General features: G+C 30.4%; 22 protein-coding genes. 14 read left to right on the top strand and 8 right to left on the bottom strand.

Annotated features, from left to right (window positions below):
• On the top strand, positions 1 to 398 hold a 398-nt coding region (locus MR285_RS00840), incomplete at its 5' end, for an IS30 family transposase (RefSeq protein WP_293557228.1).
• 68 nt (positions 399 to 466) lie between these two features.
• Here the strand turns inward: MR285_RS00840 and MR285_RS00835 are convergent.
• Positions 467 to 1,825: a D-alanyl-D-alanine carboxypeptidase family protein gene (locus tag MR285_RS00835; protein WP_293557227.1), complete on the bottom strand. Its 1,359-nt coding sequence runs from the start codon at positions 1,823 to 1,825 to the stop codon at positions 467 to 469.
• Between the two features lie 174 nt (positions 1,826 to 1,999).
• Here MR285_RS00835 and folE point away from each other — a divergent pair, with 174 nt between their 5' ends.
• From folE to ftsH, 9 genes are all read left to right on the top strand, one after another.
• The gene (gene folE, locus MR285_RS00830; RefSeq protein ID WP_293557226.1) at positions 2,000 to 2,554 is read left to right on the top strand and encodes a GTP cyclohydrolase I FolE; all 555 of its coding nucleotides are present in this window, start codon (positions 2,000 to 2,002) and stop codon (positions 2,552 to 2,554) included.
• Positions 2,554 to 3,048, top strand: a complete 495-nt coding sequence (locus MR285_RS00825; RefSeq protein ID WP_293557225.1) for an HD domain-containing protein — start codon at positions 2,554 to 2,556, stop codon at positions 3,046 to 3,048. The genes folE and MR285_RS00825 overlap by 1 nt, the downstream gene beginning before the upstream one ends.
• A gap of 10 nt (positions 3,049 to 3,058) precedes the next feature.
• Entirely contained in the window at positions 3,059 to 3,877 is an 819-nt protein-coding gene (gene folK / locus MR285_RS00820; protein WP_293557224.1) for a 2-amino-4-hydroxy-6-hydroxymethyldihydropteridine diphosphokinase, read from the top strand.
• Positions 3,867 to 4,439, top strand: coding sequence for a glycoside hydrolase family 73 protein (locus MR285_RS00815; RefSeq protein WP_293557223.1), 573 nt, complete (start codon positions 3,867 to 3,869; stop codon positions 4,437 to 4,439). Before folK ends, MR285_RS00815 begins: the two co-directional genes overlap by 11 nt.
• Positions 4,440 to 4,476: 37 nt before the next feature.
• Positions 4,477 to 5,196, top strand: a complete 720-nt coding sequence (locus MR285_RS00810; RefSeq protein WP_293557222.1) for a hypothetical protein — start codon at positions 4,477 to 4,479, stop codon at positions 5,194 to 5,196.
• Between the two features lie 561 nt (positions 5,197 to 5,757).
• Complete coding sequence (locus MR285_RS00805) at positions 5,758 to 7,512, top strand: stalk domain-containing protein (protein ID WP_293557221.1); 1,755 nt, start codon at positions 5,758 to 5,760, stop codon at positions 7,510 to 7,512.
• 213 nt (positions 7,513 to 7,725) lie between these two features.
• The gene (locus MR285_RS00800; protein WP_293557220.1) at positions 7,726 to 10,254 is read left to right on the top strand and encodes a ribonucleoside-diphosphate reductase subunit alpha; all 2,529 of its coding nucleotides are present in this window, start codon (positions 7,726 to 7,728) and stop codon (positions 10,252 to 10,254) included.
• Positions 10,255 to 10,273: 19 nt separating this feature from the next.
• Positions 10,274 to 11,314, top strand: coding sequence for a ribonucleotide-diphosphate reductase subunit beta (locus MR285_RS00795; RefSeq protein WP_293557219.1), 1,041 nt, complete (start codon positions 10,274 to 10,276; stop codon positions 11,312 to 11,314).
• Positions 11,315 to 11,400: 86 nt separating this feature from the next.
• Positions 11,401 to 13,248, top strand: a complete 1,848-nt coding sequence (gene ftsH, locus MR285_RS00790) for an ATP-dependent zinc metalloprotease FtsH (protein WP_293557218.1) — start codon at positions 11,401 to 11,403, stop codon at positions 13,246 to 13,248.
• A 287-nt stretch (positions 13,249 to 13,535) separates the two neighbouring features.
• Here ftsH and MR285_RS00785 read toward each other — a convergent pair whose 3' ends face one another.
• The 5 genes from MR285_RS00785 to MR285_RS00765 all read right to left on the bottom strand — a co-directional run bounded on the left by MR285_RS00785 (position 13,536) and on the right by MR285_RS00765 (position 19,246).
• Positions 13,536 to 15,539 (bottom strand): C69 family dipeptidase, encoded by a 2,004-nt coding sequence (locus MR285_RS00785; RefSeq protein ID WP_293557217.1) that lies wholly within the window; start codon positions 15,537 to 15,539, stop codon positions 13,536 to 13,538.
• A 191-nt stretch (positions 15,540 to 15,730) separates the two neighbouring features.
• On the bottom strand, positions 15,731 to 16,576 hold the full coding sequence (locus tag MR285_RS00780) for a metal ABC transporter permease (RefSeq protein ID WP_293557216.1): 846 nt from the start codon (positions 16,574 to 16,576) through the stop codon (positions 15,731 to 15,733).
• Positions 16,563 to 17,237: an ATP-binding cassette domain-containing protein gene (locus MR285_RS00775; protein WP_293557215.1), complete on the bottom strand. Its 675-nt coding sequence runs from the start codon at positions 17,235 to 17,237 to the stop codon at positions 16,563 to 16,565. Before MR285_RS00775 ends, MR285_RS00780 begins: the two co-directional genes overlap by 14 nt.
• Before the next feature lie 3 nt (positions 17,238 to 17,240).
• The gene (locus MR285_RS00770; RefSeq protein ID WP_293557214.1) at positions 17,241 to 18,536 is read right to left on the bottom strand and encodes a zinc ABC transporter substrate-binding protein; all 1,296 of its coding nucleotides are present in this window, start codon (positions 18,534 to 18,536) and stop codon (positions 17,241 to 17,243) included.
• A gap of 59 nt (positions 18,537 to 18,595) precedes the next feature.
• Entirely contained in the window at positions 18,596 to 19,246 is a 651-nt protein-coding gene (locus tag MR285_RS00765; protein WP_293557213.1) for a ZinT/AdcA family metal-binding protein, read from the bottom strand.
• Between the two features lie 327 nt (positions 19,247 to 19,573).
• Here MR285_RS00765 and msrB point away from each other — a divergent pair, with 327 nt between their 5' ends.
• Positions 19,574 to 20,515 carry a peptide-methionine (R)-S-oxide reductase MsrB gene (gene msrB / locus MR285_RS00760; RefSeq protein ID WP_293557212.1) on the top strand — a complete coding sequence of 314 codons (942 nt, stop codon included), beginning with the start codon at positions 19,574 to 19,576 and terminating at the stop codon, positions 20,513 to 20,515.
• A 135-nt stretch (positions 20,516 to 20,650) separates the two neighbouring features.
• On the top strand, positions 20,651 to 21,619 hold the full coding sequence (glsA, locus tag MR285_RS00755) for a glutaminase A (protein ID WP_293557211.1): 969 nt from the start codon (positions 20,651 to 20,653) through the stop codon (positions 21,617 to 21,619).
• A gap of 61 nt (positions 21,620 to 21,680) precedes the next feature.
• Here glsA and MR285_RS00750 read toward each other — a convergent pair whose 3' ends face one another.
• Both MR285_RS00750 and MR285_RS00745 read right to left on the bottom strand, forming a co-directional pair.
• Positions 21,681 to 22,358, bottom strand: a complete 678-nt coding sequence (locus MR285_RS00750; RefSeq protein ID WP_293557210.1) for a flavin reductase family protein — start codon at positions 22,356 to 22,358, stop codon at positions 21,681 to 21,683.
• Positions 22,359 to 22,377: 19 nt separating this feature from the next.
• Positions 22,378 to 23,709, bottom strand: coding sequence for a YjiH family protein (locus MR285_RS00745; RefSeq protein ID WP_293557209.1), 1,332 nt, complete (start codon positions 23,707 to 23,709; stop codon positions 22,378 to 22,380).
• A gap of 158 nt (positions 23,710 to 23,867) precedes the next feature.
• Here MR285_RS00745 and MR285_RS00740 point away from each other — a divergent pair, with 158 nt between their 5' ends.
• Together MR285_RS00740 and MR285_RS00735 are read left to right on the top strand one after the other, a co-directional pair.
• Positions 23,868 to 25,067 carry a helix-turn-helix domain-containing protein gene (locus tag MR285_RS00740; protein WP_293557208.1) on the top strand — a complete coding sequence of 400 codons (1,200 nt, stop codon included), beginning with the start codon at positions 23,868 to 23,870 and terminating at the stop codon, positions 25,065 to 25,067.
• Positions 25,068 to 25,177: 110 nt separating this feature from the next.
• Positions 25,178 to 25,708, top strand: a complete 531-nt coding sequence (locus tag MR285_RS00735) for a helix-turn-helix transcriptional regulator (protein WP_293557207.1) — start codon at positions 25,178 to 25,180, stop codon at positions 25,706 to 25,708.
• Positions 25,709 to 25,755 lie beyond the last annotated feature (47 nt).

Below are 25,755 nucleotides of genomic sequence, written 5' to 3'. Positions count from 1 at the left end.
AATTAGTTAATGCTAGTTTAGAAAACTTACTTGGCAAATTAGAAGATTCCACATCGATATTTAGAAGTATAACAAGTGATAATGGATTAGAATTTGCTAGTTTAACAGAACTAGAAAGAAAATATGTTGGTGATGTATATTATTGCCATCCTAATAACCCGCAAGAAAGAGGAAGTAATGAAAAACACAATAGTCTAATAAGAAGATTCCTGCCAAAGGGGAAATCACTATTAGACTATTGTGAAGACCACTATATAAAAATAATGAATTGGATGAATAATTTACCAAGGAAAATCTTAAAATACCGAACACCTTTAGAGGTTTTTGTGGAAGAGTTGAATAATTTAGGACTTATTGATACTTTGGGAGAGTTAGTTCAATTTGATATTGCAATTTAGGTCAAATTATTTTTTATTTAAAAATTTTAACAAATTCCTTATTACTAAAAAGCTTATTTTTCAAAATTTTAAGCAGCTTTATCTATATTTACAAATATTTCTTCAAAAACTCTTTTGAATTTATTAAAAATTCCTCTTTCATAAACTTTGTCTTTAACTATTAAATCTGTTGTATAAATTAAGTTGTCGTCTTTGTAAAAGCTAATTTTTCCGACGGAGGAGCCTCTTTCAATAGGAGCTTTTAAGTTTTCGTCTATGCTTACAACTTCTTTAAATTTTTCGTCAGTTTTTGAGAGAAAATATCCCACTTCCTTTTGGTAAACTGGGATATTTTCGTCTTGAGAGTTGAGAACTTCTATGGTTCTAACTTCCTTTTTTGTATCACCTATGTCGTTATAACCATAGTCTTCAAAACCTTTTGTTATAAGTCTTTTGCAAGCTACAAATCTTTCAAAGTCAGAATTGGAACCAGTTGTAATACAAATTAACCTCATGTCCTTAGATTTTTCGTCTACACCTTTTTTAAGTCCTGTTAAAATTACGCATCTTCCTGCTGCATTTGTGTATCCAGTTTTTAGTCCGTCAACTTCTGGCACAATTCCAAGTACGGGGTTTGTGTTATATTCGATAAAATTTCTTTCAGGTTCTTCCAATTTTTCAATAGTTGTATATTTTAAAATCTCAGGGTGGTATTTTAATAGTTCTGATGCTAGTTTAAACATTTCTCTAGTGGTCATCTTATTGTAGTCTGTGATTTCATAATTTGTAAGTCCTGTTGGGTTGACCATTAGGGCATTTTTTAGTCCAAGATCCTCACATTTTTTGTTCATCATTTTTACAAAACCATCAGTTGTGCCTCCAACATATTTTGCAAGTGCTGTTATAGCATCATTACCAGATACTACCATAGAGGCCTCTATTAATTTTTCTACGCTTACATTGTCGCCTTCTTTTAATTTGAAAGAAGACCCCATAAGTGATGCTACTTCGTGGTCAATTTTTACTTCGTCATTTAAAGAAATTGTTCCATCTTCTATTTTATCTAGCACTACGAATATAGAAACTAATTTTGAAGTTGATGCCATTGCACGAACTTCATCTAAGTTATAGCCTTCTATAATCTTTCCTGATTTATAATCTCCAAGTAGATAGGATTTTGTAAGTCCTTCTAGGGGAACATCTTCTAATTTTTTTATTTTATCTGCTTCATATTGATTTGCTTTTTGTACACCTTGTTTTGTCGGTACTAAAAAGTTTTGATTTCTAATTGCTAAGGGATCTGTAACTTGACTTGATCCGTTATTATTCAAATTTTCATTTGTATTTAAACTTGAATTTTCTACTGCCTGATTGTTTTCAGCCATTGCACTTATTGGCGATGTTAAAAATATAATGGCAATAGATAAGTATAGAAGTAATTTCTTCATCTTACACCTCGGCAAATATTGTATCAAATTATAAATAAATTGTAAATTAAAGAGAAATGCACATCTTTAATAAGATTATAATCGCCAATTTATCGGTATTAATTATTAATATAAACGCTAATGTGTTATAATAAAATTTATAAATTTTACAAATAAATTTATGAGGAGATTATAATGGATAAACAAAAAATAGAAAAAGCTGTAGAAATGATAATCGAAGCCATAGGAGAAGATAAAAATAGAGAAGGTTTAATTGAAACTCCTGCTAGAATTGCAAGAATGTATGAGGAAGTTTTTGCAGGTATAGGTAAAACTGCCGAAGAACATTTATCAAAAACTTTTGAAATTACTGAGGACAATATAGTAGTAGTAAAAGATATAAACTTTTTCTCGATGTGCGAACATCACTTTCTACCTTTCTATGGCAAAGCACATATTGCATATATTCCAGATCAAAAAGTTGCAGGTCTTTCTAAATTAGCAAGGACTGTGGAAACTTATGCAAAAAAACCACAATTACAAGAAAGACTTAGCATTGAAATAGCTGATGCAATGATGAAATACCTTGAACCAAAGGGAGTTTTAGTTGTAATTGAGGCTGAGCATATGTGCATGAATATGAGAGGTGTTAAAAAACCAGGGTCAAAAACTGTTACTTCTGTTTCTAGAGGAGTTTTTGAAACTGATGAAAAACAAAAGCAAGAAGCTTTTAGATTAATTAAATTCTAATGGAAGATATATATTTAAAAGAAACAAATACAATTGTAAAGAGTAAAATTTATAAGGACTATTTAAAGGAACTTGAATATCTTGAAAGTGATAGATTCTTTTGCAGACACAATTACGAACATTTTATATCAGTCGCTAGAATTTGCTATATTTTAAAATTAGAGGAAAATGTAGATGTTTGTAAAGATATGATTTATGCCACTGCACTGTTGCACGATTTAGGTCGTATTTTTGAAATAAAAGAAGGAATAAATCATGCCTTAGCATCAGTTACAATTGCAAAAGAAATTTTAAAACTAACAAATTTTTCTAAGGAAGATAAAGAAAGAATTTTAAACTGTATAAGTTACCACAGGAAAAAAGAAAAATCAGAAGATGAATTTTTTAATATTTTTTATAGAGCAGACAAATTATCAAGACCTTGTTTTAGATGTCCTGCTTATGAACAATGCAATTGGAGTTTCCAAAAGAAAAATCACGAAATAATATATTGATGGGAGAATTATGGATTTCATAAAGATAAATGATCTTGAAGTTTATGCAAATCATGGACTTTTTGGAGAAGAAAAAAAACTTGGACAAAAATTTTTAATAAGTGCAGAGATAGGACTTAGCTTTAGAAAATGTGCAATAGAAAAAAACTTGGATGAATCCATAGATTATGGAAAGTTATCCCATGAGTTATATGATCTATTTGCAAGTGAAACTGAAGATTTAATCGAGACACTTGCCTATAAATTAACAAAATTTATTTTCGAAAATTATGAAATTGCAGAGTCTGTCGATTTAACTATAAAAAAGCCATGGGCACCAATAAATTTACCCTTGGACACTGCTTCAGTTAGATGCACTAAAAAGAGAAGAAATTATTATATTGGAATTGGTACAAACCTTGGCGACAGAGAAGGGTATATTAATAGTGCCATTAAAATGATGGAAGATTCTGGTCTTAAAATTAAAGAAAAAGCAAATATAATCGAAACAAAAGCTTGGGGAAAAACTGATCAGGGAGACTTTTTAAATACAGTTGTAAAGGTAAATTCCTACGAGGATCCCTTAGACCTTCTTCATATTTTGCAAAAAATAGAAATTGATTTGGGAAGAGTAAGACATGAAAAATGGGGCGAAAGGACAATTGATCTAGATATTTTATTAATAGATAGAGAAATTCACTTTACAGACGAATTAATAGTGCCACATCCATATATTGCAGAGCGTGAATTTGTTTTGGAATCTTTGAATGAACTAATTCCAAATTATTTTCACCCAATATTAAATAAAAAAATAAGCAAACTTTATGAAGAAGTGAAAAATGAAAATTAAAAAAGTTGGTTGTGGATGTCTCACGATTATTTTAATCTTTCTTGGCATTATTTTTGTAATGAGTTTTTTAATAAATAGAGCATCAGAAAAAAGAGCTTTGGAAGAACTAAATTATAGACAAACTTATATTGCTGAGACTGCAGATTTAGCGGTAAGAATTGCAAAGAAAAACAAGCTTTTTCCATCAGTTATGATTGCACAGTCAATTCTTGAAAGCAATTGGGGAAAGTCCCAGCTTTCACAGGAGTATAATAATTATTTTGGAATAAAAGCAGTTAAAAAGGATGATGGCATAGTTTTTGAAACAGAAGAATATGTGGAAGGTGAAAGTGGAAGGTACATGGAGAATTTTAAGAAATATTCTTCAAAAAGAGATTCCTTTAATCATTACGCAAAACTTCTTACAAGGGCAAATAGATACAAAAAGGTTAAAACTGCTAAAGACTACAAAGAAGCAGCAAAATATATTCAAGAAGGCGGATATGCAACAGATCCTAATTATGCAGATAAAATAATATCTGTAATAGAAAAATACGAATTAAATAAATACGACGAAAAATAATCTCATTATAGATTATTTTACTTAGAAGGGAGTAGAAATGAATAAGAAATTACAAAATTTAATTCTTGCAATTTCCATAATAATACCATTTGGATTTCATGTTTCAGGACTAAAAAGTGAGTTAGGTCAAGGAAGCTTTATGTATTCTGTATTTTGGGGAATTATAAACTACTTATTTTTAATGACAACAGCGGATTTTATGTCAAAATTCAACAAAATTTTAAAACTGCCGGGATTAAAAATTAGAAAGAGAACTTATTTTATCAATGTAATTGTTTATATAGGGTTTTTGATTTTTGTAAATATATATTTTTTACAACAAATATATTTGAGAAATGTAAAAATAATAAATTATTTGGCAAGTCCATTTGTTATAATTGGATTATTTTTATTATTCTTATTCAATCTTCAAAATGGAAAATTTCTTAAAAAGGATGAAAAGGAAACAGATATATACGAAATTTCAAAGAAGCGTTCCTTTAGAGAAGGCAATGATGTCCTTGGAACTGTAGTTGGATCCTATGAACAAGGATTAGTTATAGGAAATTATTACTTCTCTTATGATAAGATGAAATCTATTTCTAAGTCAAAAGATGATGAAATAATAATAAAGGGAAAAGAGGATTCCAAAAATTATATTGTTAAAATTGGCTCTTTAAACTCTGCAAATCAAGTAGTTACTGAAGTAAACAATGCCTTAAATCAAGGAAAAATTGACGAGCAAAAGGTAAATTTAAAAAAGATAAAAAATTTTTAGGAAAACATTGACAAAATTACTTTCATGCTCTATACTATAATTAAGCTAGCTGATGAAAATAAATTGGTAACTAAGAAAAGGTGATTCCAATGAAGATTTTTAATTTATCCCGCAAGGGAAAGGTAGCAAAGTATCTCATTTGAAAGTAGCTTATTGCTAAAGGTTGAATGCTTAATTTAAGAGATATAGAGCTATAGTTACATAACAATTGAACATTTATATTAAAGAGACTCGAAAGGAGTCTTTTTTTGTTTTAATCTTTTGAGTTCTTAAATATAAAAACAATTTCAAAAAACTTTTTAATAAAATTATAAAAATTCTTGACAAATAGATAGAAATAAATTATAGTGTAAATATAAGATATATACACTTAAAAATACTTATGTTTTGAAAAGATTTTGAAAATTTAATAATTCAAAGTAACTTTAAATCAAAGCTGAAAATATTTAATTGAAGTAAATTAAAAGATTATCATGAAAGTGTTATTCTAAAAATATAATATATTTTAATTTGCAAAAGCTTTTCATTCATAGTAAAATCAAAACAAATAGGAGGTATATAATGAAAAAGAAAATTTTAACTATTTTACTTGTATTAGTAGCTGCAATTACGCTTGGTGCTTGTAGTGCAAACACTACATCTTACCTAGATGCAGCTGAAAAAGTTGGAAACTGGAAGGGAGCAAAGGTTTCAGGAAAATTTGACTATAATATAGAAGTTAAGGACCCTGAAAGTAAAGAAACAATTAAAATTAATTTCCCTGTTACAATGACTGGTGAACAAATTGGAAAAGACAAGGCTCATGTTTTAATGAATATGGACTTTTCAAAGTTCAAAGAAGTAGTCGCTAAACAAGCTAAGTCAGAAGAAGATTTGACAGGTCTAAACAAGGACTTCCCTAACAATATTAAAATGGATATCTTTGTTAATGGCAACGAAGTTATTATATCAAAGGATATCTTTGCTATTGCTGGAAATGGATTAAAGGACATCAAGGAAGACTATATCTCATTTGCCGACGAAGCAAATGGTCTTTCTCCAAAAGCCACAAAATATTTTAGTTCTGAAGAATTTAAGACTGATTTGTTAAAGTTAATGAATATTGCTTTTAAAGACGTAAAACAAGGAATTGACTACAAAGTTGAAGGAAATACTTATACTTTAAATGCAACTAGTGATCAAATCATCGATGAATTTATTAAGGCATCTGATGGAGTTATGAAGAATTGGGATGCTGTTTCAACTAATTTACTTACAATTATTGATAAAGCTGGTATTCCAGTAACTGATGAAGAAAAGAAAGATTTCAAAGAACTTAATAAAAATTACAAAGCAGAAGATTTAAAGAAAGCTGCTAATGAAATTAAAGAAACTGTTAAGGGATCTAGCATTTCTGAAAAGAGCACTTTCGGAGAAAATAAATATACACAAGAAATTGGTGTTAACTTTAATTTTGCTGATTCTATAAAAGTTTCTGTTAAGGGAAATGTTGAAACAATTAAAGATGAAAATGTAAAAATTAACTTCCCTACTTCAGTTAAAAAATTAACTTTAGAAGAATACACGAGTTTAGTAATGCCAAAAATGGATGTAGTTACTGTAAGAGTAAATGGCGAAGACATTACTTTTGAAGATGCAGATGCTCTTCCAAAGATTATAAATGATAGAACTATGCTTGCAGCTCGTACTTTCTATGAAAAAATTGGCGCTAAAGTTGATTGGAACGGAAAAGATAAAACTGTAACTGTAACTAAAGATAATGATAAAGTTATTCTTACAGTTGGAGCAAATAAGGCTCTTGTAAATGGAAAAGAAGTCAAACTTGATTCACCAGCAACTATTATCAATGACAAAACTTATATTCCAGTAAGATTTGTATCCGAAGCTTTTGGTTATAAAGTTAAATACGATGCAAACGAAGGAATGCCAATAGTTGATATTTTTAACATCACAGAAAAAGAACTTGCAGATAAATTAGCAGAAATTGAAAAAGAAGATAATTATAAAATGATTGCTTCTATGAAATCATCTGGTCAAAAAGATGAAGAAATTGTAAAGATGCTTAAAGATAGCTACAAGGGTGAAGAATTAGAAAAAGTTCTTGCAGCAAAAGAAGATCTTGATAAAAATCCAGAACTTCTAAAAAAATACCAAGACCAAATTAAAAAGGAAATGGAAGAAATTTTAGGAAAAGATTCTAAAGAAGAAGTAGCTGAAAAGAAAGAAAATAAAGAAGTTAAAGATGAGAAGATTGTTGAAAAAACAGAAAAAACTGCAGAAGAAGCAGCTAAAGTTTTATTTTCAGTAATTAAATAATTAGACAAATTATCCCAAGCCCTTGAGCTTGGGATTTTTATGTATTTAGATAATACTTTTAAAAGTCTATAGTAAAATTTTTAAAAAATTCATATGAACAAAAATCTAAAGTTATTTTTATTTAATAAGGGTCTACTTATAATATTTGGTTTGTGATAATATATAGTAGTATTTAAAAAGAAATATTAAAATAATATACTATATGGGGGATTCATGAAAATATTAAAAAGAGACAAGAGAGAGGCAACTTTCGATCATTTGAAGATTAAAAATGCAATAGAAAAGGCCTTTGATTCTGTCGGTAAAAAGTACGACGACAATGTTATAAATAATTATGCTCTTGATATTAAGGATAAACTTATAAGAAACTATGATTCAAAGAATCCACCCACTGTTGAGGAAATTCAGGATTTAGTTGAGTTAAAGCTAATTGATGAAAAGGAAATCGAAGTTGTCAAGGCATACATTCTTTATAGAAATAGACACTCTGAAGAAAGACAAATTTTAGAAAAATTTGGAAATTTCATAAAAGATGAAAAAGTCCTAAAGATTTTAAAATTCGTGAGAAAAAATTATGACCAAAAAAAATATGAACTTGAAAACTTGTACAATAAGTTCGAATCTTTTGTAAAGAAAGGCCAAAGTGAAGATGCCTATCTTTCTGAAATTATAAAAGCCGCAAGTGAGCTAACAGACAAAGATTCGCCTAAGTGGGAATTTATTGCAGCATTATTTTTGAATTACGATTTGGAAAAGAAAATAGCAAAAAATTTAGAGGATTTTAACATAAATAATTTTTACGAAAAAATTGTATTTTTAACTGAAAGGAACCTCTATGGAAAATACATTTTAGAAAATTATTCCCGCGATGAAATTTTAGAGTTAGAAAATTATATAGATAATTCTAGAAATAAGCTTTTAAATTATTCTGGTCTAGATCTTTTAATAAAGAGATATGTAATAAGAAGTCACGACGGAAGATTTGTAGAAAGCATACAGGAAATGTTCATGGGCATTGCAATGCACCTTGCAATACCTGAAAAAAATAAAATTTATTGGGCGAAAAAGTTTTATGATATTTATTCTACTTTAAAGGTAACAGTTGCAACGCCAACTATGTCAAATGCTAGAAAGCCTTACAATCAGCTTTCATCTTGCTTTATAGACACAGTTCCTGATACTTTAAAGGGAATATATCGCTCAATTGATAACTTTGCACAAATATCCAAACATGGTGGCGGAATGGGTCTTTATTTTGGAAAGGTTCGTGCAACAGGTTCTGACATAAGAGGCTTTAAAGGCGTTGCTGGCGGAGTTATTAGATGGATTAAGCTTGCAAATGATACTGCTGTTGCAGTTGATCAACTTGGTGTTCGACAAGGTTCAGTGTCATGTTATCTTGATGCTTGGCACAAAGACATCCCAGAATTTTTGCAACTTAGAACAAATAATGGCGACGATAGAATGAAGGCTCACGATATTTTCCCTGCTATTTGTTATCCAAACTTATTTTTTGAATTGGCGGAAAAAGACATTAACGCAACTTGGTATATGTTTGATCCTCATGAAATTCTTGAAAAAAAGGGTTATTCTCTTGAAGATTATTATGGAAAAGAGTGGGAAGAAAAATATAGAGAGTGCGTTTCTGACGAAAATATTTCAAGACGTGAAATGAGCGTCAAGGATTTAGTTAGACTTATTATTAAATCTCTAACAGAAACTGGAACTCCCTTTGCCTTTTATAGAGATAATGTAAATGAAATGAATCCAAATAAGCATGTTGGAATGATTTATTCTTCAAATCTTTGCACAGAAATTATGCAAAATATGTCTGCAATAGAAACTCTTGAAACTAAAATAGAAACTGAAGACGGAGATGAAGTAATAGTTACAAAAACTAAACCTGGAGATTTTGTAGTATGTAATCTTGCATCTCTTGTACTTGGAAATATCGACTTACAAGATGATGAAGAGTTAAAAGACATTGTAAAAACTACAGTTAGAGCACTTGATAATGTAATAGATCTAAATTATTATCCAGTTCCCTACGCAAAAGTAACAAATAGAAAGTATAGATCCATTGGACTTGGAACAAGTGGTTACCATCATGCTCTTGTAAAAGCTGGCATGGCCTTTTCTGACATTGAAGATCACTTGAAGTGGGCTGATGATGTCTATGAAAGGATAAATTACCACGCAATAACTGCTTCTATGGAACTTGCAAAGGAAAAGGGATCCTATGATTTCTTTGAAGGTTCAGATTGGCAAAATGGAAATTATTTTGATTTAAGAGATTATAAGGATGAAAAGTGGCAAAAACTTCGCGAAGATGTAAATAAAAATGGACTTAGAAATGGATATATAATGGCAATTGCACCAACGGGTTCTACTTCTATAATTTCTGCAACTACTGCAGGTGTTGACCCTGTAATGAATAGATATTTCTTAGAAGAAAAAAAGGGTTCAATTTTGCCTAGAGTTGCACCAGATTTAACACCACAAAATTTTTGGCTATATGAAAATGCTCACGAGCTAGACCAAAATCTTGTAATTGAAGCTGCAGCAATAAGGCAAAGACATATTGACCAAGGTCAGTCAATTAATTTTTATATTACTACGGACTTTACTATGAGAAAGATTTTAAACCTTTATATCAAGGCTGCAAAGGAAAAAATAAAGTCAGTTTATTATGTTAGAAGCAAGTCTTTAGAAGTTGAAGACTGCGATTATTGCGCATCATAATTTAGAATTAGGAGGAAATATGAAACTTTCAAAAAGAGGACTCTTTAACGAAAAGGGAGATATTGAAACATATAAGAGAAGAATTATTAATGGTAACACTACAAACTTAAATGATTTTAACAATTTGAAGTATAGTTGGACTAGCGACTGGTATCGCCAAGCTATGAATAATTTTTGGATTCCAGAGGAAATAAATCTTTCTCAAGATGTGAAAGATTATAGGATTTTAGATGTGCACGAAAAGACTGCCTATGACAAAATTTTGTCTTTTTTGATATATTTAGATTCTCTTCAAACTGCACAAATTCCTAAGCTTCAATCCTATGTAACTGCAAATGAAATAAATTTATGCCTTTCAATCCAAGGTTATCAAGAGTCTATTCACTCTCAATCATATTCTTATATTTTGGATACAATTTGCTCTCCAGAAGAGAGAGAGAAAATTTTGTACCAATATAAAGACGATGAAGTTCTTTTAAAGAGAAATAAATTTATTGGCGACCAATATCAAGATTTTTATGAAGATGAAAATTTAGATAATTTTATGAAAGCATTAATTGCAAATTATATTTTGGAAGGAATTTATTTTTATTCAGGTTTTTCTTTCTTCTACAATCTCGGAAGAATGGGAAAAATGCCTGGCACAGTTTCTGAAATTAGATACATCAATAGAGACGAGAACACACATCTTTGGCTCTTCAGAAGTATTATTTTGGAAATGAAAAAGGAAAATTCAGAAATATTTACAGATGAAAACATAAAAAAATATAAAACAATGCTTAAAAAAGGTGTTGAAGAAGAAATATCTTGGGGTAAATATGTTATAGGCGATGATATTAGAGGTCTAAATGAAAAAATGATCGAAGATTATATAATGTATCTTGGCAATTTGCGTTCAAGAAACTTAGGTTTTGGAAATCTTTTTGATGAAAATATTGAAGAACCTGAATCAATGAAGTGGGTTAGTGAATATTCTGATCCAAACCAAATAAAAACAGACTTTTTTGAAGCAAAACCATCTGCATATTCAAAATCTTCTGTAATTGAAGATGACCTTTGATAAGAAATAAATTTTAGCCGGATTTTGTGTCCGGCTTTTTAATTAAAAATTTTCTACATATCGCAATAAACCAGGAGGTTAAATTAATGGATGATAAAGACAATAAAAATAAAAGACCCCAGTATAATTTGCTTAGATATTATTTAATTGTAATATTGGTAGTTTTTGCACTTAATTGGTTAATTCTTCCCATGCTTTCTCAAAATAGCATGGAGAATGCAGATTATTCCGATTTTAGAAAAAATTTAAGTGAAGGAAAAATAGACGATGTTAACTTTAAACAAGACCAAATTCTTTTCACTTTAAAGGGCGATAAAAAAGTTTATAAAACGGGAAAAATGGAAGATCCAAACATAGTAAAGGATCTAGAAGAAAAAAATGTAAATTATTCTTCAGAAATTCCTGAAAAGCCAAGTTTATTTATGTCCTTTATAATGACTTGGGGAATTCCAATTCTATTATTTTTCTTTTTACAAAGAGCTTTTGCAAAGAGAATGCAAGGTATGACAAGTGGAGCTGGCGGAATTTTTGGCGGAGGAAAGAAAATTGAAAAGTACGAGCCTAATGGAGAAACAGTAAACTTTGACGATGTTGCAGGTCAGGAGGAAGCAGAGGAATCTCTTGTAGAAATTGTGGATTACTTAAAAAACCCTGGCAAGTACACAAAGATTGGCGCGAAATGCCCTAAGGGAGCACTTTTAGTTGGACCTCCTGGAACAGGTAAGACATTACTTGCAAGAGCAGTAGCCGGAGAAAGTCATGTGCCCTTTTTCTCTATCGCAGGTTCAGAATTTGTAGAAATGTTTGTAGGACGAGGAGCTGCAAAAGTTAGAGAACTTTTTGACGAAGCAAAGAAAAATGCACCTTGTATTATTTTTATCGACGAAATCGACACAATTGGAAAAAAGAGAGATGCTGCTGGAATTTCTGGAAATGATGAAAGAGAGCAAACTCTTAACCAACTTTTGACTGAAATGGATGGATTTGATGGCAATATTGGAATTGTAATGCTTGCTGCTACTAATAGACCAGAAATTTTAGACCCTGCACTTTTAAGACCAGGCAGATTTGACAGACAAATTCGAGTTGAACTTCCTACTCTTAAAGATAGAATTGAAATATTAAAAGTTCACGCAAAAAGATATCAAATGGAAGAGGATATAGACTATTCACTAATTGCTAGATCAACAGCAGGTGCTTCTGGAGCTCAACTTGCAAATATTTTAAATGAAGCTGCCCTACGTGCAGTTAGAATGGGCCGAGATAAAGTTAAACAAGAGGACATCCAAGAGTCCATTGAAGTTGTAATTGCAGGTGCACAAAGAAAGCAGGATATTTTATCTCCAGAAGAAAAAAAGAGAGTATCATATCACGAAATTGGCCACGCACTTGTGGCGGCACTTCAAACTGGATCTGAGCCTGTGGAAAAAATTACAATCATCCCAAGGACTTCTGGTGCACTTGGTTATACAATGCAGGTTCCAAAGGACGAAAAGAATCTATACACGAGAGAAGACCTCATAAATCATATTACAACTTTATGTGGTGGTCGTGCGGCAGAAGAAGTAATCTTTAATGAAGTATCAACTGGTGCTGCAAATGACATCGAAAAGGCGACAGATACTGCAAGGGCAATGATAACTCAATATGGCATGGCTGACGAATTTGGAATGGTTAAGTTCCAAGAAAATGGTTCGAGATATATGGGTGATTCAGGAAATATGAATTGCTCTGAAGAAACTCGTAAGGAAATTGACGATTTAATTGTAAAAATCGTAAAAAGCGCACAAGAGGAAGCAAGAAAACTAATTGCCGACAACAGAGATGCAATGAAGGAACTTGCCGAGTTCTTGCTTGAAGAAGAAACCATTACTGGTAAACAGTTTATGGAAATTTTATTAAAATATAAAGACTTTGATGAAAAAAATGATTAAATAATAGGGCGGCTTAGGCTGCCCTTTGTTTTGCAGAAATTTCAGTGTATGAAATAGTAAGTAAAAGAAAGTGATAAAAGGATATTAGTTAGGCAAGTGGATAGATGAAGTTAAAGACATGAGTTCTATAAAAGCAGACAGACCCTTTAGATGCTCTTTTAAATAGAGAAAAATTTTGCCAATAGGTTTAGAAATTAATTTTAGTTTGTAAATTTTTATATATGCAAAAATCCTAGAATTTTCTAGGATTTTTTTAATAGATAATTAAATTTTATTTAAACATAAATTTATTTAGAAAGTTTAGAAATAATTTGAGCAACTTCTGCTCTTGTAAGATTTGCCTTTGGAGAGAATTTATTTTCTGAAGTTCCCGTTAAAATTCCTTTATTTGCTAAGAATTGAATATCTTCATAAGCCCAATCAGAAATTTCTTTTTCGTCAGCAAAATTAACTAATTTAAGAGTTGAAGTGTCGTCGCCTGTTAATTTTAGATAAGATGCTAAAATATGTGCCATTTCTTCACGAGTGATTTTTTCAGAAGCTATTGCCTTTGAAGTTTTTGGAAGGAGGTTATTAGAAACTGCCCAGTTCATGTACTCAGTATAGAATTTTCCTGCTTCGATATTTTTATCTTTAATTTCAGTATATTTTTCGGTATCAACTTTGCCAAGTCTACCTAAAATTGTAATAAATTCTCCACGAGAAATTTTTTCGTTTGGAGAGAAGTAAAGATCAGATGTGCCAACCATTAATTTTTTGTTTATAGCTTCGATTATTGGTTTTCTTGCCCAGTGATCGATTAAGTCAGCCTTTGAAACTTTAGAAAGTTCGCTTTGAAGTGATTTTTCAAGTTCAAATACTTCTTTTTCCCATTCCATTGTCTTTGCAGTAGAAAATTCAGCTGCTTTTTCTTTATCCTTTGCATAAAGAGCGATCCATTCCTTTTCAACTTCTGGAAGTTCTTTTTTAACTTTTTCTTCGAATTCATTTATTTTCTTGCGAGTAGGTTCACCAAGTTCTTCTCTATTTCCTGAAACTAAATCATTTACAGATGATCCAACCCAGTAATATGAGTTTGCATCATAAGTTGCAGAATTATTTTTAGCTTCATCAGTTGAGTCATTTATGTCTGGGAAAATTGGAATCCAAGGAATATTTAGAGGACTTCCAAGAGTCATCCACATAATGCCAGGAGCATCCTTTGGATAACCATCTTTGATTTGGAAAATGTGAGCTTGCATTGTGTTAATGCTGCCAATTGGTCTTTTATGAGTCTTTGGATTTGCTTTTCTTTCAGCCTTATTATCTGATGGAATATAATCTGTTCCTTCAAATCTATTTCTAAATACGTTTAGAGCATGATCAATTGTAATTTTTTCTGAATCTTTAGAAAGATCGTTTAATAGGTCAAATCTCTTAGCGTCGTAAGGAATTTTAGAATTTGGATCTAAGTCGTGAATGCCTGACCAAATTCTTGAACGGCTTGTATCAGAAATTTCCTTTGGTCCGTAAGATCCAGCCATGTCCATTAAACCCTCTTCAGTTTCTTTATAAGTCTTTGCATCCTTTGCAATTTTTACAATATCTTTGGAAGCAATTACATTTTCCTTATCTTTAAGGTCAACTCCACCTAGCCAAAAATCGTTAGGGAAAATACTGAATTTATCTGCAGGGTATTTAATTGCAACATATTGATGTCCAGAATAAATTTCCATGTACCAAACTTCATTTTGGTCACCAAAAGCAACTATATCTCCCATGGAAGCACCTTGTTTGTCAATTGTATCAGCTAAAAGTTCAATTGCTCCCTTAGCAGATTTTGCGTGTGCAAGTAAAAATGTAGTCATGCTTGCTTCATTTACGCCATTTTTAATAAAAGGATCAGTTTTTTCAATTTCTTCAGATGGATCAGCAGAAACTGTACAGAAAATACCAACACCAGCTTCGTTATAACCAGCAGCATCGTATACTCCTTGTTCCATATCCTTTGGTTTAACACTTGAATCTGGAGTAGAGAAGAATTTTAATGAATCTTCAGGGTGTATGTATTCAAATCCGTTGTTTACGTCAACTAATTTGCTGCCCTTTTTAAATTCTCCACGAGGATGAGTTACAAGTCGCATAGTTCTATTTCTTTGGTAATCTTCAGTTCTACCAAAGATAAAAGATCCGTCAGCTGTAAGGTCCTTTCCTACAATAATTCCTGTGCAAGCAAAAGTTGGTATTGCCATAGACATAACTAGTGTAGAGGCAAGACCTGCCACTAATAATTTTTTCTTACTATTTTTCATAGCAACCTCCTTATAAAAATTTCTCTTTATAAAATGTTTTCCTTATGTATAAATACAAATTTAAAGAGAATTTATAAATATAAATTACCACCAGAATATCATAGTGTCAATGTTTTAATAAAGTACAATGATTTTGGTAAATAGCAATTAAAATTATTGTATTTAATTTTCATAAAAAAATATCTGCAAAGTTAAACTTTACAGATATCAGTATTTTGAATTTTTGAAAAAATTTTAGAATTATTTTTATGATTAATTTTTGAAATAAGTAGACATATTAACATTCCTAAGGATGCAATTATTACAATTGAACCACCTGGTTTTACATCAAAGTAATAAGAAAGAGTTACGCCTAAAAGAGTGTAGACAATTCCCAAGACTATGGTATTTAAAAAAGTTTTTTTATAGCTTCTACTTATTAAAAGTGAGGATGCCACAGGTAAAACTATTAGCGATGTTACCATAAGTGCACCAATTATCTTTGATGAAAGTGCAATAGTAATTGCAGAAAGGAAGGTGAAAATTGCATTTATTCTTTCTACATTAACTCCACTCATCTTTGCAAGTTGTTTATCTACAGCTATGCTCAAGAGTCCAAAATAATAAACAAAAGATATTGCAACTACAAAAATAAAGGTTATAAGGACTATTACTACATCAACATTAGAAACAGATGCAATGCTTCCAAATAAATAAGCATCAAAGCTATTTCCTCCAGGAGAAAAATCTGAAAGCACTGCTGCAAGTCCAAGACCTACTGAAGTTATAATAGCAGTTGCCATATCGCCGAACTGAGGAAATTTTTTTCTTATTTTTTCAATTGAAAAGGCACCTATAATACAAGCTATTATTGCACCTATTAGTGGATTAATAGAAAAAATAAGACCAATAGCAACTCCTGCCAGAGATACGTGGGAAAGGGCATCTCCAATCATGGCAGTGCCACGATTTACTATTACTATTCCAATAAGTGGTATTATTATGGAAATCATAACTGATACTAAAAGAGTTCTAATCATAAAGCTATATTGTAACATCTACAAGACCTCCCTTTTTTAGTTCATAAATAGAGTCCATTTTTAAATTATTCTTTATCCAGTCCAATTCATGTGTTATTAAAATTATTGAAACGTCAAATTTTTCGTTTAATTCTTCAATAGTTTTTGCAAACTGTGCCTTGGAATTTTCGTCGACGCCAGAAGTTGGTTCGTCAAATATTAAAATATCGGGATCATTCATAAGAGCGCGAGTTATTACTACCCTTTGTCTAAGTCCACCTGATAATTCTCTTATGGGATAGTCAGCATATTTTTCTAAGTTCATTTTTTTTAATAAATTCATAGTCTTGAGGTAATGTTCTTTTCTCGGTATTTTAAACATGCCAAGACTGTCGTATAACTGCAAGGTTACAAGTTCCTTAACGGTAATTGGAAAAGTATATAAATTTTCCTTTTGCGATTGTGGCACATAGCCAATTCTTTTTAGTAAATCAGTATTAAAATCTTCCTCAAAAATTTTAATGCTGCCACTGTCAAGTTTAAGTTCACCCACAATTATTTTTATTAAAGTTGTTTTTCCAACGCCATTTCCACCGATGATAGTGATTTTTTCTTTATTTTTAACAATTAAATTCAAATCAACCAATATAGGATCTCTATCATAGGAAAAGCAGGCATTTTTTATTTCTATTGCCTTCATATATCACCTCAATGAATCATAAATAGTTTTTAAATTGTATTCAATCATGTCAATATAATCTTTGCCAATGTCATTTTCAATATCTTTATTTATATATTCCATAGAAATAAGCCCCTTTAAATCGGCATCAATTTCTTCTGCAATAATATCTGCTCCATTTTTGGGCATTCCATATTCATAGAAAATAGTATTAATATGTCTAGACTTAGAATCTTCAATGACCTTTATAAGCTTTTTAATGCTTGGAGAATCTGCGTTTGTGAGTCCTTGTAATGGATATTGAATTAAATCAAAGTCTTTTGCCAAGTATGCAAAAGCAAAATGACTTACTATAAATTCTTTTCTCTTTGTATTTTTAAAGAGATCTCTATATTTATAGTCTAAAGCTGTGAGCTCTCTCAAAGTTTTTGAAGCATTCTTTCTATAAATGTTTTTATTTTCAGTATATAATTGGCTCATTTTGTATTCAATATCATTGACATATCTTTTTGCATTTCTAATGCTCATCCATGAATGAGGATCATAGGTTATTTTATCCTCATTAGTAGTGGAAGTGTCTCGCAAGACCTTTAAATTGAGGTCATTGCCATGTAGGTCAAGCATTTTATATGAAAGTAAGTCTGTGGAAACTCTGTCGCTAAACATTATCCACTCACCTTTTTTAGGCAACTTGTAATAAATTTCGCCATGTTCATGCCCCATCTCCAGCTTATAGACTTTTCTATTCTCTACGTTAATTAAGTGTTTTTGTGGAATATCTTCGCCAGTATTTTCCATTAATTTTCTTCCAATTTTAACGAGTTCCCTTTCAGAATACTTTTTGTCGCAATATAAAAATGCAATTCTCATATTTTCTTCGTGAGTGTGTCCAAAATCAAAGGAGTAAGTTTCTGTATCGAAATCACCCATAACCATGTATTGAAAGTCGCCGATTGCTGCAGCACCTTTATAAGAAATAAGATTTACACCACTTGCCAAGTTTAGAATATCTAAATTTGGAAGAGTTTTTGAAATAGAATCTGACCAATGTTCTAAGTTTGCTCCATTTATTATTAAAAGATCTGCCTTAGATAATTCTTTAATTTTTTTAGGAGTAGGTTCCCATAAATGAGGATCTTGATTTTTTGGCATAAACATTTTAAGGTCAACAGTATCGCCAACTACACTTTTAGTAAGACTATAAACTGGATAAAAAGAAGTGTAGATTATAGGCTTATCTATTGTATTTTTTTCTTTTTCGCAAGAAATTAAAGAAGATGCCAATAGAATTACCAACATAATTTTTATTATTTTTGACATATTACTCCTCTCAGAAAAATATCCCCGATAAAAATCGAGGATAAGAAAAAGATAAAATATTATTCAGCAACTTCTTCGTAAACTTGATCTATTGTAACTGTTGGACTTACAAAAGTAGGATACCAGGTGTCTTTTGCTAACATTTCTTCTGCAGTTCCGCCTACTCTCAAGTGGAAGTGTGGCATATGGTCTTCGCCATGGACAGGCATCATTAAAATTGTAGGATATTTTCCATTAGAAGAAAATTCATACCAATAAAGTGTTTTTCCGCCATGTTCCATAGGATGTTTGTCAACATATTTGAAATTAGCTTTTTCTATTTCTTCTCCACCAGGTTTAGAGAAAAATGTAATGCTATCCTCATCAACTTTCATTGCACCGAAATCAACAGCAACATGGTCAGCAAAATTTTTCTTAGCTTGCTCTTCTGTAATATTATCTCTCTTAGCAACTTCCTCGTAGGCTCCCTTTAAACCTGCGTCGTCAATATAATTTGCAATACTATTCCATTCACCAGACCAATCAGAAAGAGCAACATCTTGAGATTTCTCTTCACCATTCTTGGCAGTTACATTTTGTTCTACCTTAGTGTTGTTTTCCTTTGGACTTGCATTATCTGTCGAATTGCTTGAGTTGTTTTTATTACAAGCAACAAGTAAAGCTGAAGACATGAGAACAACAGCTAAGGACATTTTAAAATTTTTCTTCATAATTCCTCCTAATTATTAAGTTTTGATTTTGTTTAAGATTAAGATATGAAAATTAGCTAAATTTTATAATTAAAATCAGTAAAATTATATTATTAAAAAGTTTATGGGATTTATTATTTGAAAATATGTCAAAGATTTTTATTAAAGCTTAAAATTTCATAAAATAAAACAAATCATAAATTGATATAAATTATCACTTAATACATAGTTTATCAATTTAAAAAGAAATATATTAAAGTATTTATTAAAATTTATTTAATAAATAATAATTATTATTGTTTAGAAATTGATTTTATAAAATTTGGGTATAGTATTACTGGTGATTTTATGAAAAATATTAAAGTTATATATTTAGCAGGCGGATGTTTTTGGGGAACAGAAGCCTATTTAAAAAAAATAAAGGGAATTGTTAAAACTGTTGTAGGATATGCAAATGGCGACAGCGATGAAACTAATTATGAAATTGTATCAAGGACAGATCACGCAGAAACTGTAAAAATTTATTATGATTTCTCTAGAATTTCTTTAACTGAGATTCTTTTACATTATTTTAGGATTATAAATCCAAAATCTATAAATAGACAAGGTAATGACATTGGAAGACAATATCGCACTGGAATTTATTGGGATGAAGAAGATACTAATTCTAAAGAAATTGTAAAAGATTTTATAGAATATGAGGAAGAAAAAATAGGAAAAGTTGCTGTTGAAATCTCTCCTATAAAAAATTTTGTTAAAGCAGAGGATTATCATCAAGATTATTTAGATAAAAATCCTAATGGATATTGCCATGTAAATTTAAATTTAGCTGAAGACCCAATAATAGACGATGATAGAAAATTTGTTGAGAAAAACAAAAGGGAATTTTTAGACGATATCTCCTATGATGTAATGGAAAAGGCAGGCACTGAAAGACCTTTTACTAGTGAACTTAATAAAGAATATAGAAGGGGAATTTATGTCGATAAACTTTCAAAGAAACCTCTTTTTTCATCAACTGACAAATTCGACGCAGGTTGCGGATGGCCTTCTTTTTCTCGTCCCATTGTTTCAAATTATTTAGATGAAATAAAAGATACTTCCTTTGGAATGATTCGTACTGAAGTTAAATCAAAATCTTCGGATTCACATCTTGGTCATGTATTTGATGACGGTCCAGTAGATAAAGGTGGACTTAGGTATTGCATAAATGGTGCAGCACTTGAATTTATTCCCTATGAAGAAATGGATGAAAGAGGATATTGTGATTACAAAATTTTTGTTAAATAAAAAATTGTTATGATGTTAGGACCTAAGGTGCTTTTAGGTCCTTTAGCAGTTTTTGTAAATATAAAATAGTATGTAATTTTAAGGATATAGTTTTAGAAATAGATTGAAAAAAATTTTGTGATATGGTAACCTATTATGACCGGGAAAACAATCCCAAATAAAATTAAAGGCGTGAGAATAATGATTTTTACAGAAGAAGTTTTAGAAGAAGCTCTTAATATAGGCAGAAAATATTTGCATGAAGGAGCTGTTGCAAATTATATTCCTGAGCTTGCAAAAGTTGACCCCAATAAGATTGCAATTTCAAAAATTGAAGATGGAGAGCTTTTTAGTGTAGGCGACTTTAAAGTCAAATATTCAATCCAATCTATTGTAAAAGTAATTTTATACGCACTTGCAATGAAAAATTATAGATTATCAGAGCTTAAAAAATATGTTGGCGTAAGACCATCTGCAAAACCTTTTAATTCTGTTATAGAACTAGAACTTTCAGAAAAAAGAATTCCAGTTAATCCCTTCATAAATGCTGGTGCAATTATTATAGTAGCTATTTTATATAATGTTTATAGAGAAAAAACTTTTGATGTAATACTTGAAAAAGCGGGAGAATTTCTAGGAGAAAAAGTTGATTATAGCAGAGAAATTGCCCAATCAGAAAAAGAATCTTCCTTTACTAACAGGACGCTAATTTATTTAATGCTAGCTAAGGAAATTTTGCCAAGCGATACAAAGGTCGAAGAAGTATTAGATACATATTTTAAATCATGTTCAATTCTTGTAAATACTGAAAACTTAGCACATATGTCTTATGTAATTTCTAACAATGGAATGGATCTCGAGGGTAGAGAAATTGTTACAAAGAAAGAATCAGAAGTTTTAAGAGCACTTATGGCAACTTGCGGAACTTATGACTATTCAGGAGATTTTGCAATAAGAGTTGGACTACCTGCTAAATCTGGAGTGGGTGGAGGAATAGTTACTGCTTCAAGAAATAAAACAGGACTTGCAGTATACGCACCAAGGCTTGATAAACATGGCAACTCTTACAGTGGCGTTAGAATGCTAGAATACTTATCAGAAAAACTAGATTTATCAATTTATTAAAAATGGCGTAGCATTAAATATACCACGCCTTATTAATTTTCATTTATAAAAAAATATTAAATTATTTTCCAGCAATACCCTCAAGTCCTTTGTCAACAAGAGCTTGTTTTGCTGGATCAATTTTTGGAGTGTCCATAGTGAAAGAATTATCTACAACAGTGAAGTCAAAGTAACCAAGTCTTGCAACTGGTCTAATTTTTGTTACATCAACCTTGTCTTCTTCTGTTATAAATCTGTCTTTAATATGAATTCCAACAACTTCTCCAATTATAATATCAATTGTGTTAATTTTGTCGATACCTGGAAGTCTTAATGTTTGAACATATTTAATTTCGTATTGAACGGGTGAAGCCTTAACTCTTGCTACATCAACAATTTCTGAACTAACTTTTTCAAGCCCACAGTATTCAAACTTATCTTTAAATCCTTTAGGTAATTCTGCAATTGATGATTTGTTCATTGCTTCTGCAAGATCTTCTGAAACCATGTTGTAAACAAATTCACCAGTTCTTTCAATATTTTTTACAGTATTTTTTCTATCGTCAAAAACATTTTGATTAGCTGAAAATAATACTAGTGGTGGGTCAAAAGTTAAGTTAGTAAACTGTGAATATGGCGCAATATTATCTGTTCCATCAGGATTTTTTGTAGAAATCCAGCCAATTGCTCTAGGTACTGTACATGATTTAAATGGATTTTTTTTAAGACCATGATTATTTTTTTTAGGTTCGTAAAACATAATTCTCTCCTTTAAAGTTTTATTTTATTACTAAATATGCGATAGGTGTTGTGATTAAGAAACAAAATACAGTTCTTTCAAACCATATTATTACTAAATCCTTAATAGAAACTTCGATTTCAGATGCTACAATTGTAGGGATTGTAGTTGAAAACATAATTACTTGAGCGACACTCATTACAGAGATTATAAATCTTGTAACTAGAGGAGCTTTTGTGATGACCATTACTGGTAAAAACATTTCAGCAAGTCCTAACATAGCAGCTTTTGCAGATAATAGTGGCTCAGGTATTCTAAGTAAAAGTGTTAGTGGATATAAAACATATCCAAAGTAGTCAAAGACCTCAGTGTAGTTTGCAATAATTAGAGCTATTAAACCAATTGACATAAAGTTTGGTAAAACTTCAAAAGCTAGGTTAAAGGAATCCAAAACATTTTTTATAGTTCTTGGGATAACTGGTCCAGCTTCTTTGCAAAGTGTAAGACCTTCGTTTAGCGATGCTGTGAATAAATTTCCTTCAAGCTTTTCTTCAGGATAGCCTTCCATGTCTTTGTAATTTCTATTTGGTGTAGTAGAAATTGGTGGAATTCTAACTGTGATTGCACTTAGGGCAAAGGTAACAAATAAAGATACAAAAACATATTCTCCCCAATAAGCCATGAGGTCAGTTGTATTAGCAATAACTATTAAAAAAGATATGGCAACTGTAGTAAAACCAGTTACTACTGCTACGGCTTCTCTTTGAGTGTATTTTCTTTCTCTGTATAAATCATCAGTCATCATAACTCCAACAGCAGTTGATCCCATAAAGGCAGCTACTGCAATAACGGCTGTTCTGCCAGGAGTTTTCCAAACAGTTCTCATTATAGGTCTTAAAAAGTTTCCTATAAAATCAATAAATCCATAGTCCATCAAGAAAGTTATAAAAATTGCAGAAACAGGAATAAGTGTACCCACCTGAATAGCTAATGAATTAAATAAGAAGGGACCGTGATCGTTTCTTGCCACTGCTTCTGGTGCATAGCCAGAGAATAAGTAAAGTGTGAAAAAGGCTCCTATTAATTTTGTGATGGAAAATATAACTGTTACCTTATCAGCCTTCCAAGTTCCCTTGACAAAGGGCCTAAATGCTCCAATCATTATAATAATGAAAGCATAAGCTGTAGCAACTTTAGGTAAGTTGTTTATAAATAATGAAATTACATATTCCAGTGGAATTGTGGAAGAACCATTGACCTTTATTGGTATAAAAAAGACAAAGATTCCAATTGCACTGAGAATTATAAACTTTAACAGTAATTTCGGATCCTTGTAAAGCTTCTCTTCTCTACGTATTATTTTTTCATTCATAGATTTTCCTCCTTTGTTAACTACATAATAAGATTTTCCCAGAACGTAATACATGGAATATATTGCTTTGGATTTTAAAGTTTTTGCTTTATAATGTAATTGTGATAAAGTGATTTACCAGATTATTAGATATATTATTTTACAGAAAGGAATCAAAATTGGAAGAAAACTTACTTTTATATGACATAATTACAAAAGAGTACATACATAACTTGATTTATGGTGACCTATCGAGGGCAAAATTATTTATGTCCACCTTTAGTCAATATGAGCTAGACTTAAATACAAATTATGTACTGACAATTATGTATGATGATTTTTGGAAAATTTGTAGAAATCGCGATAACCATTATAGATATATTATCAAAAGAAAGCTTTTGGATTATACAAGAGAAATAATAAAGGACTACAAAACTATTTCTACAACTCTTACAGGAACTGATAAAATAATAATTTTTTTAGATTGCCAAGATAAAAACGAAAAAGATGCTTATATCATGAGTCAAGAACTTGCAGAAAAAATTATTTGTGAACTAAAAGATAACATATCTAACACTGTGAGCATTGGAATAAGCTCTTATTGTAGAAGTAACAAAGATCTAGTAAGAGGTTATGAAGAATCATTTAACTCACTTGAAAATATTTTTAACAAAGGACGAGGCAAGATTTTAAGACCTAATCCAAGGGATATTCACGTTGACCAAAAATATAAGTCGCAGATAGACAAGAAGATTTTTGAGTTATTAATAAAAATTGGTTTTCAAGATAGGGCTGGGTCCTACGAAATTGTTGATGAAGTTTTGCAAGATATGGTATCAAGGAATATGACTCAAGAATATGTAAAATCTAATATAATTAGACTTCTTGTTGAAGTAATAAACTATTTTAGCAGGGGAAAATTACAATCGGATCTTTCTCTAATAACAGTAAAAAGCATAGAAACCATAGTTGATTCAAACAACATAGAGGACGTAAAAAAGTCTATTGAAAACACACTTGATCTCATTAGCTCTGGACTTGAAAGAGAAGACGAACTAGAGCTTGCCATGAATAATGCCAAGGCTTATATAGAAAAATATTATATGAAAGACATAAGTCTTGATGAAATATCTATGGTCGCAGGTTATAGTAGGAGTTATTTTTCCAGAAGCTTTAAAAAAGAAATTGGAATGAATTTTTCAAAATATTTAATTGACATTAGAATAAAGAAGGCAGAAAAATTAATAAAAAATTCTGACAAATCTATTTATGATATTTCTCTTGAAGTTGGTTTTAATGAGTACTCATATTTTTCTAAAGCCTTTAAAGATGCTTATGGAATTAGTCCAAAAGAGTATAGAAAAAATAATAAAAAGTAAAAATACATAAGAAATATTTTCATAACTATATACAAAAATTTTAGAAAATAGCTAATAATAAATTAAATAGAAAACCTAGAATTGAAAAAATCACAAAGAGATATACATAAATGTATGGACAAAAAATTAAAGACAAAAGAAGAGAATTAAATTTATCACAAGAAGATTTAGCTAATAAAATTTTTGTAACTAGACAAGCAATTTCAAAGTGGGAAAATGATAAGGCATCGCCGACTATGGAAAATTTAAAAGAACTTTCTAAAATTTATGGTGTTGATATGTCATATTTTATTTGCGAAGGAGAAAAAGAATCAAAAAATAAATTAGGCAATAATGAAATAATAAAAAAAGAAGTTTTTAGTTTCTTCTTTTATATAGTTTTATGTTTTCTAGGAATAATATTTTTTGCAGCCTATTATTTACTTATGGAAGAATTTTTAAAACTTGACCCTAAAGACTTCCCCCAAATAATTTTGACTATTTATATGATAATTGGAACAATCGCCTTTTCCCAAGCCTATAAATTTGTGGCAAAGAAAATAGAAAACATTGATTACATGTTATTTTCAAAGGTAGTTCTGCCCGTAGTTTATATTTTTGCACCAATAATTGTTTTATACTTCATTATAAAGAATAAATAATCTAGTTTTTAGTATATTTTTTGTAAAATTTTCTCTTAAAATAGATT

Source organism: Peptoniphilus sp., from assembly GCF_022767005.1.
GTDB lineage: Bacteria > Bacillota > Clostridia > Tissierellales > Peptoniphilaceae > Peptoniphilus_A.
Note: the sequence above shows the minus strand (reverse complement) of the source record. Positions and strands in the feature narration are given on the sequence as shown.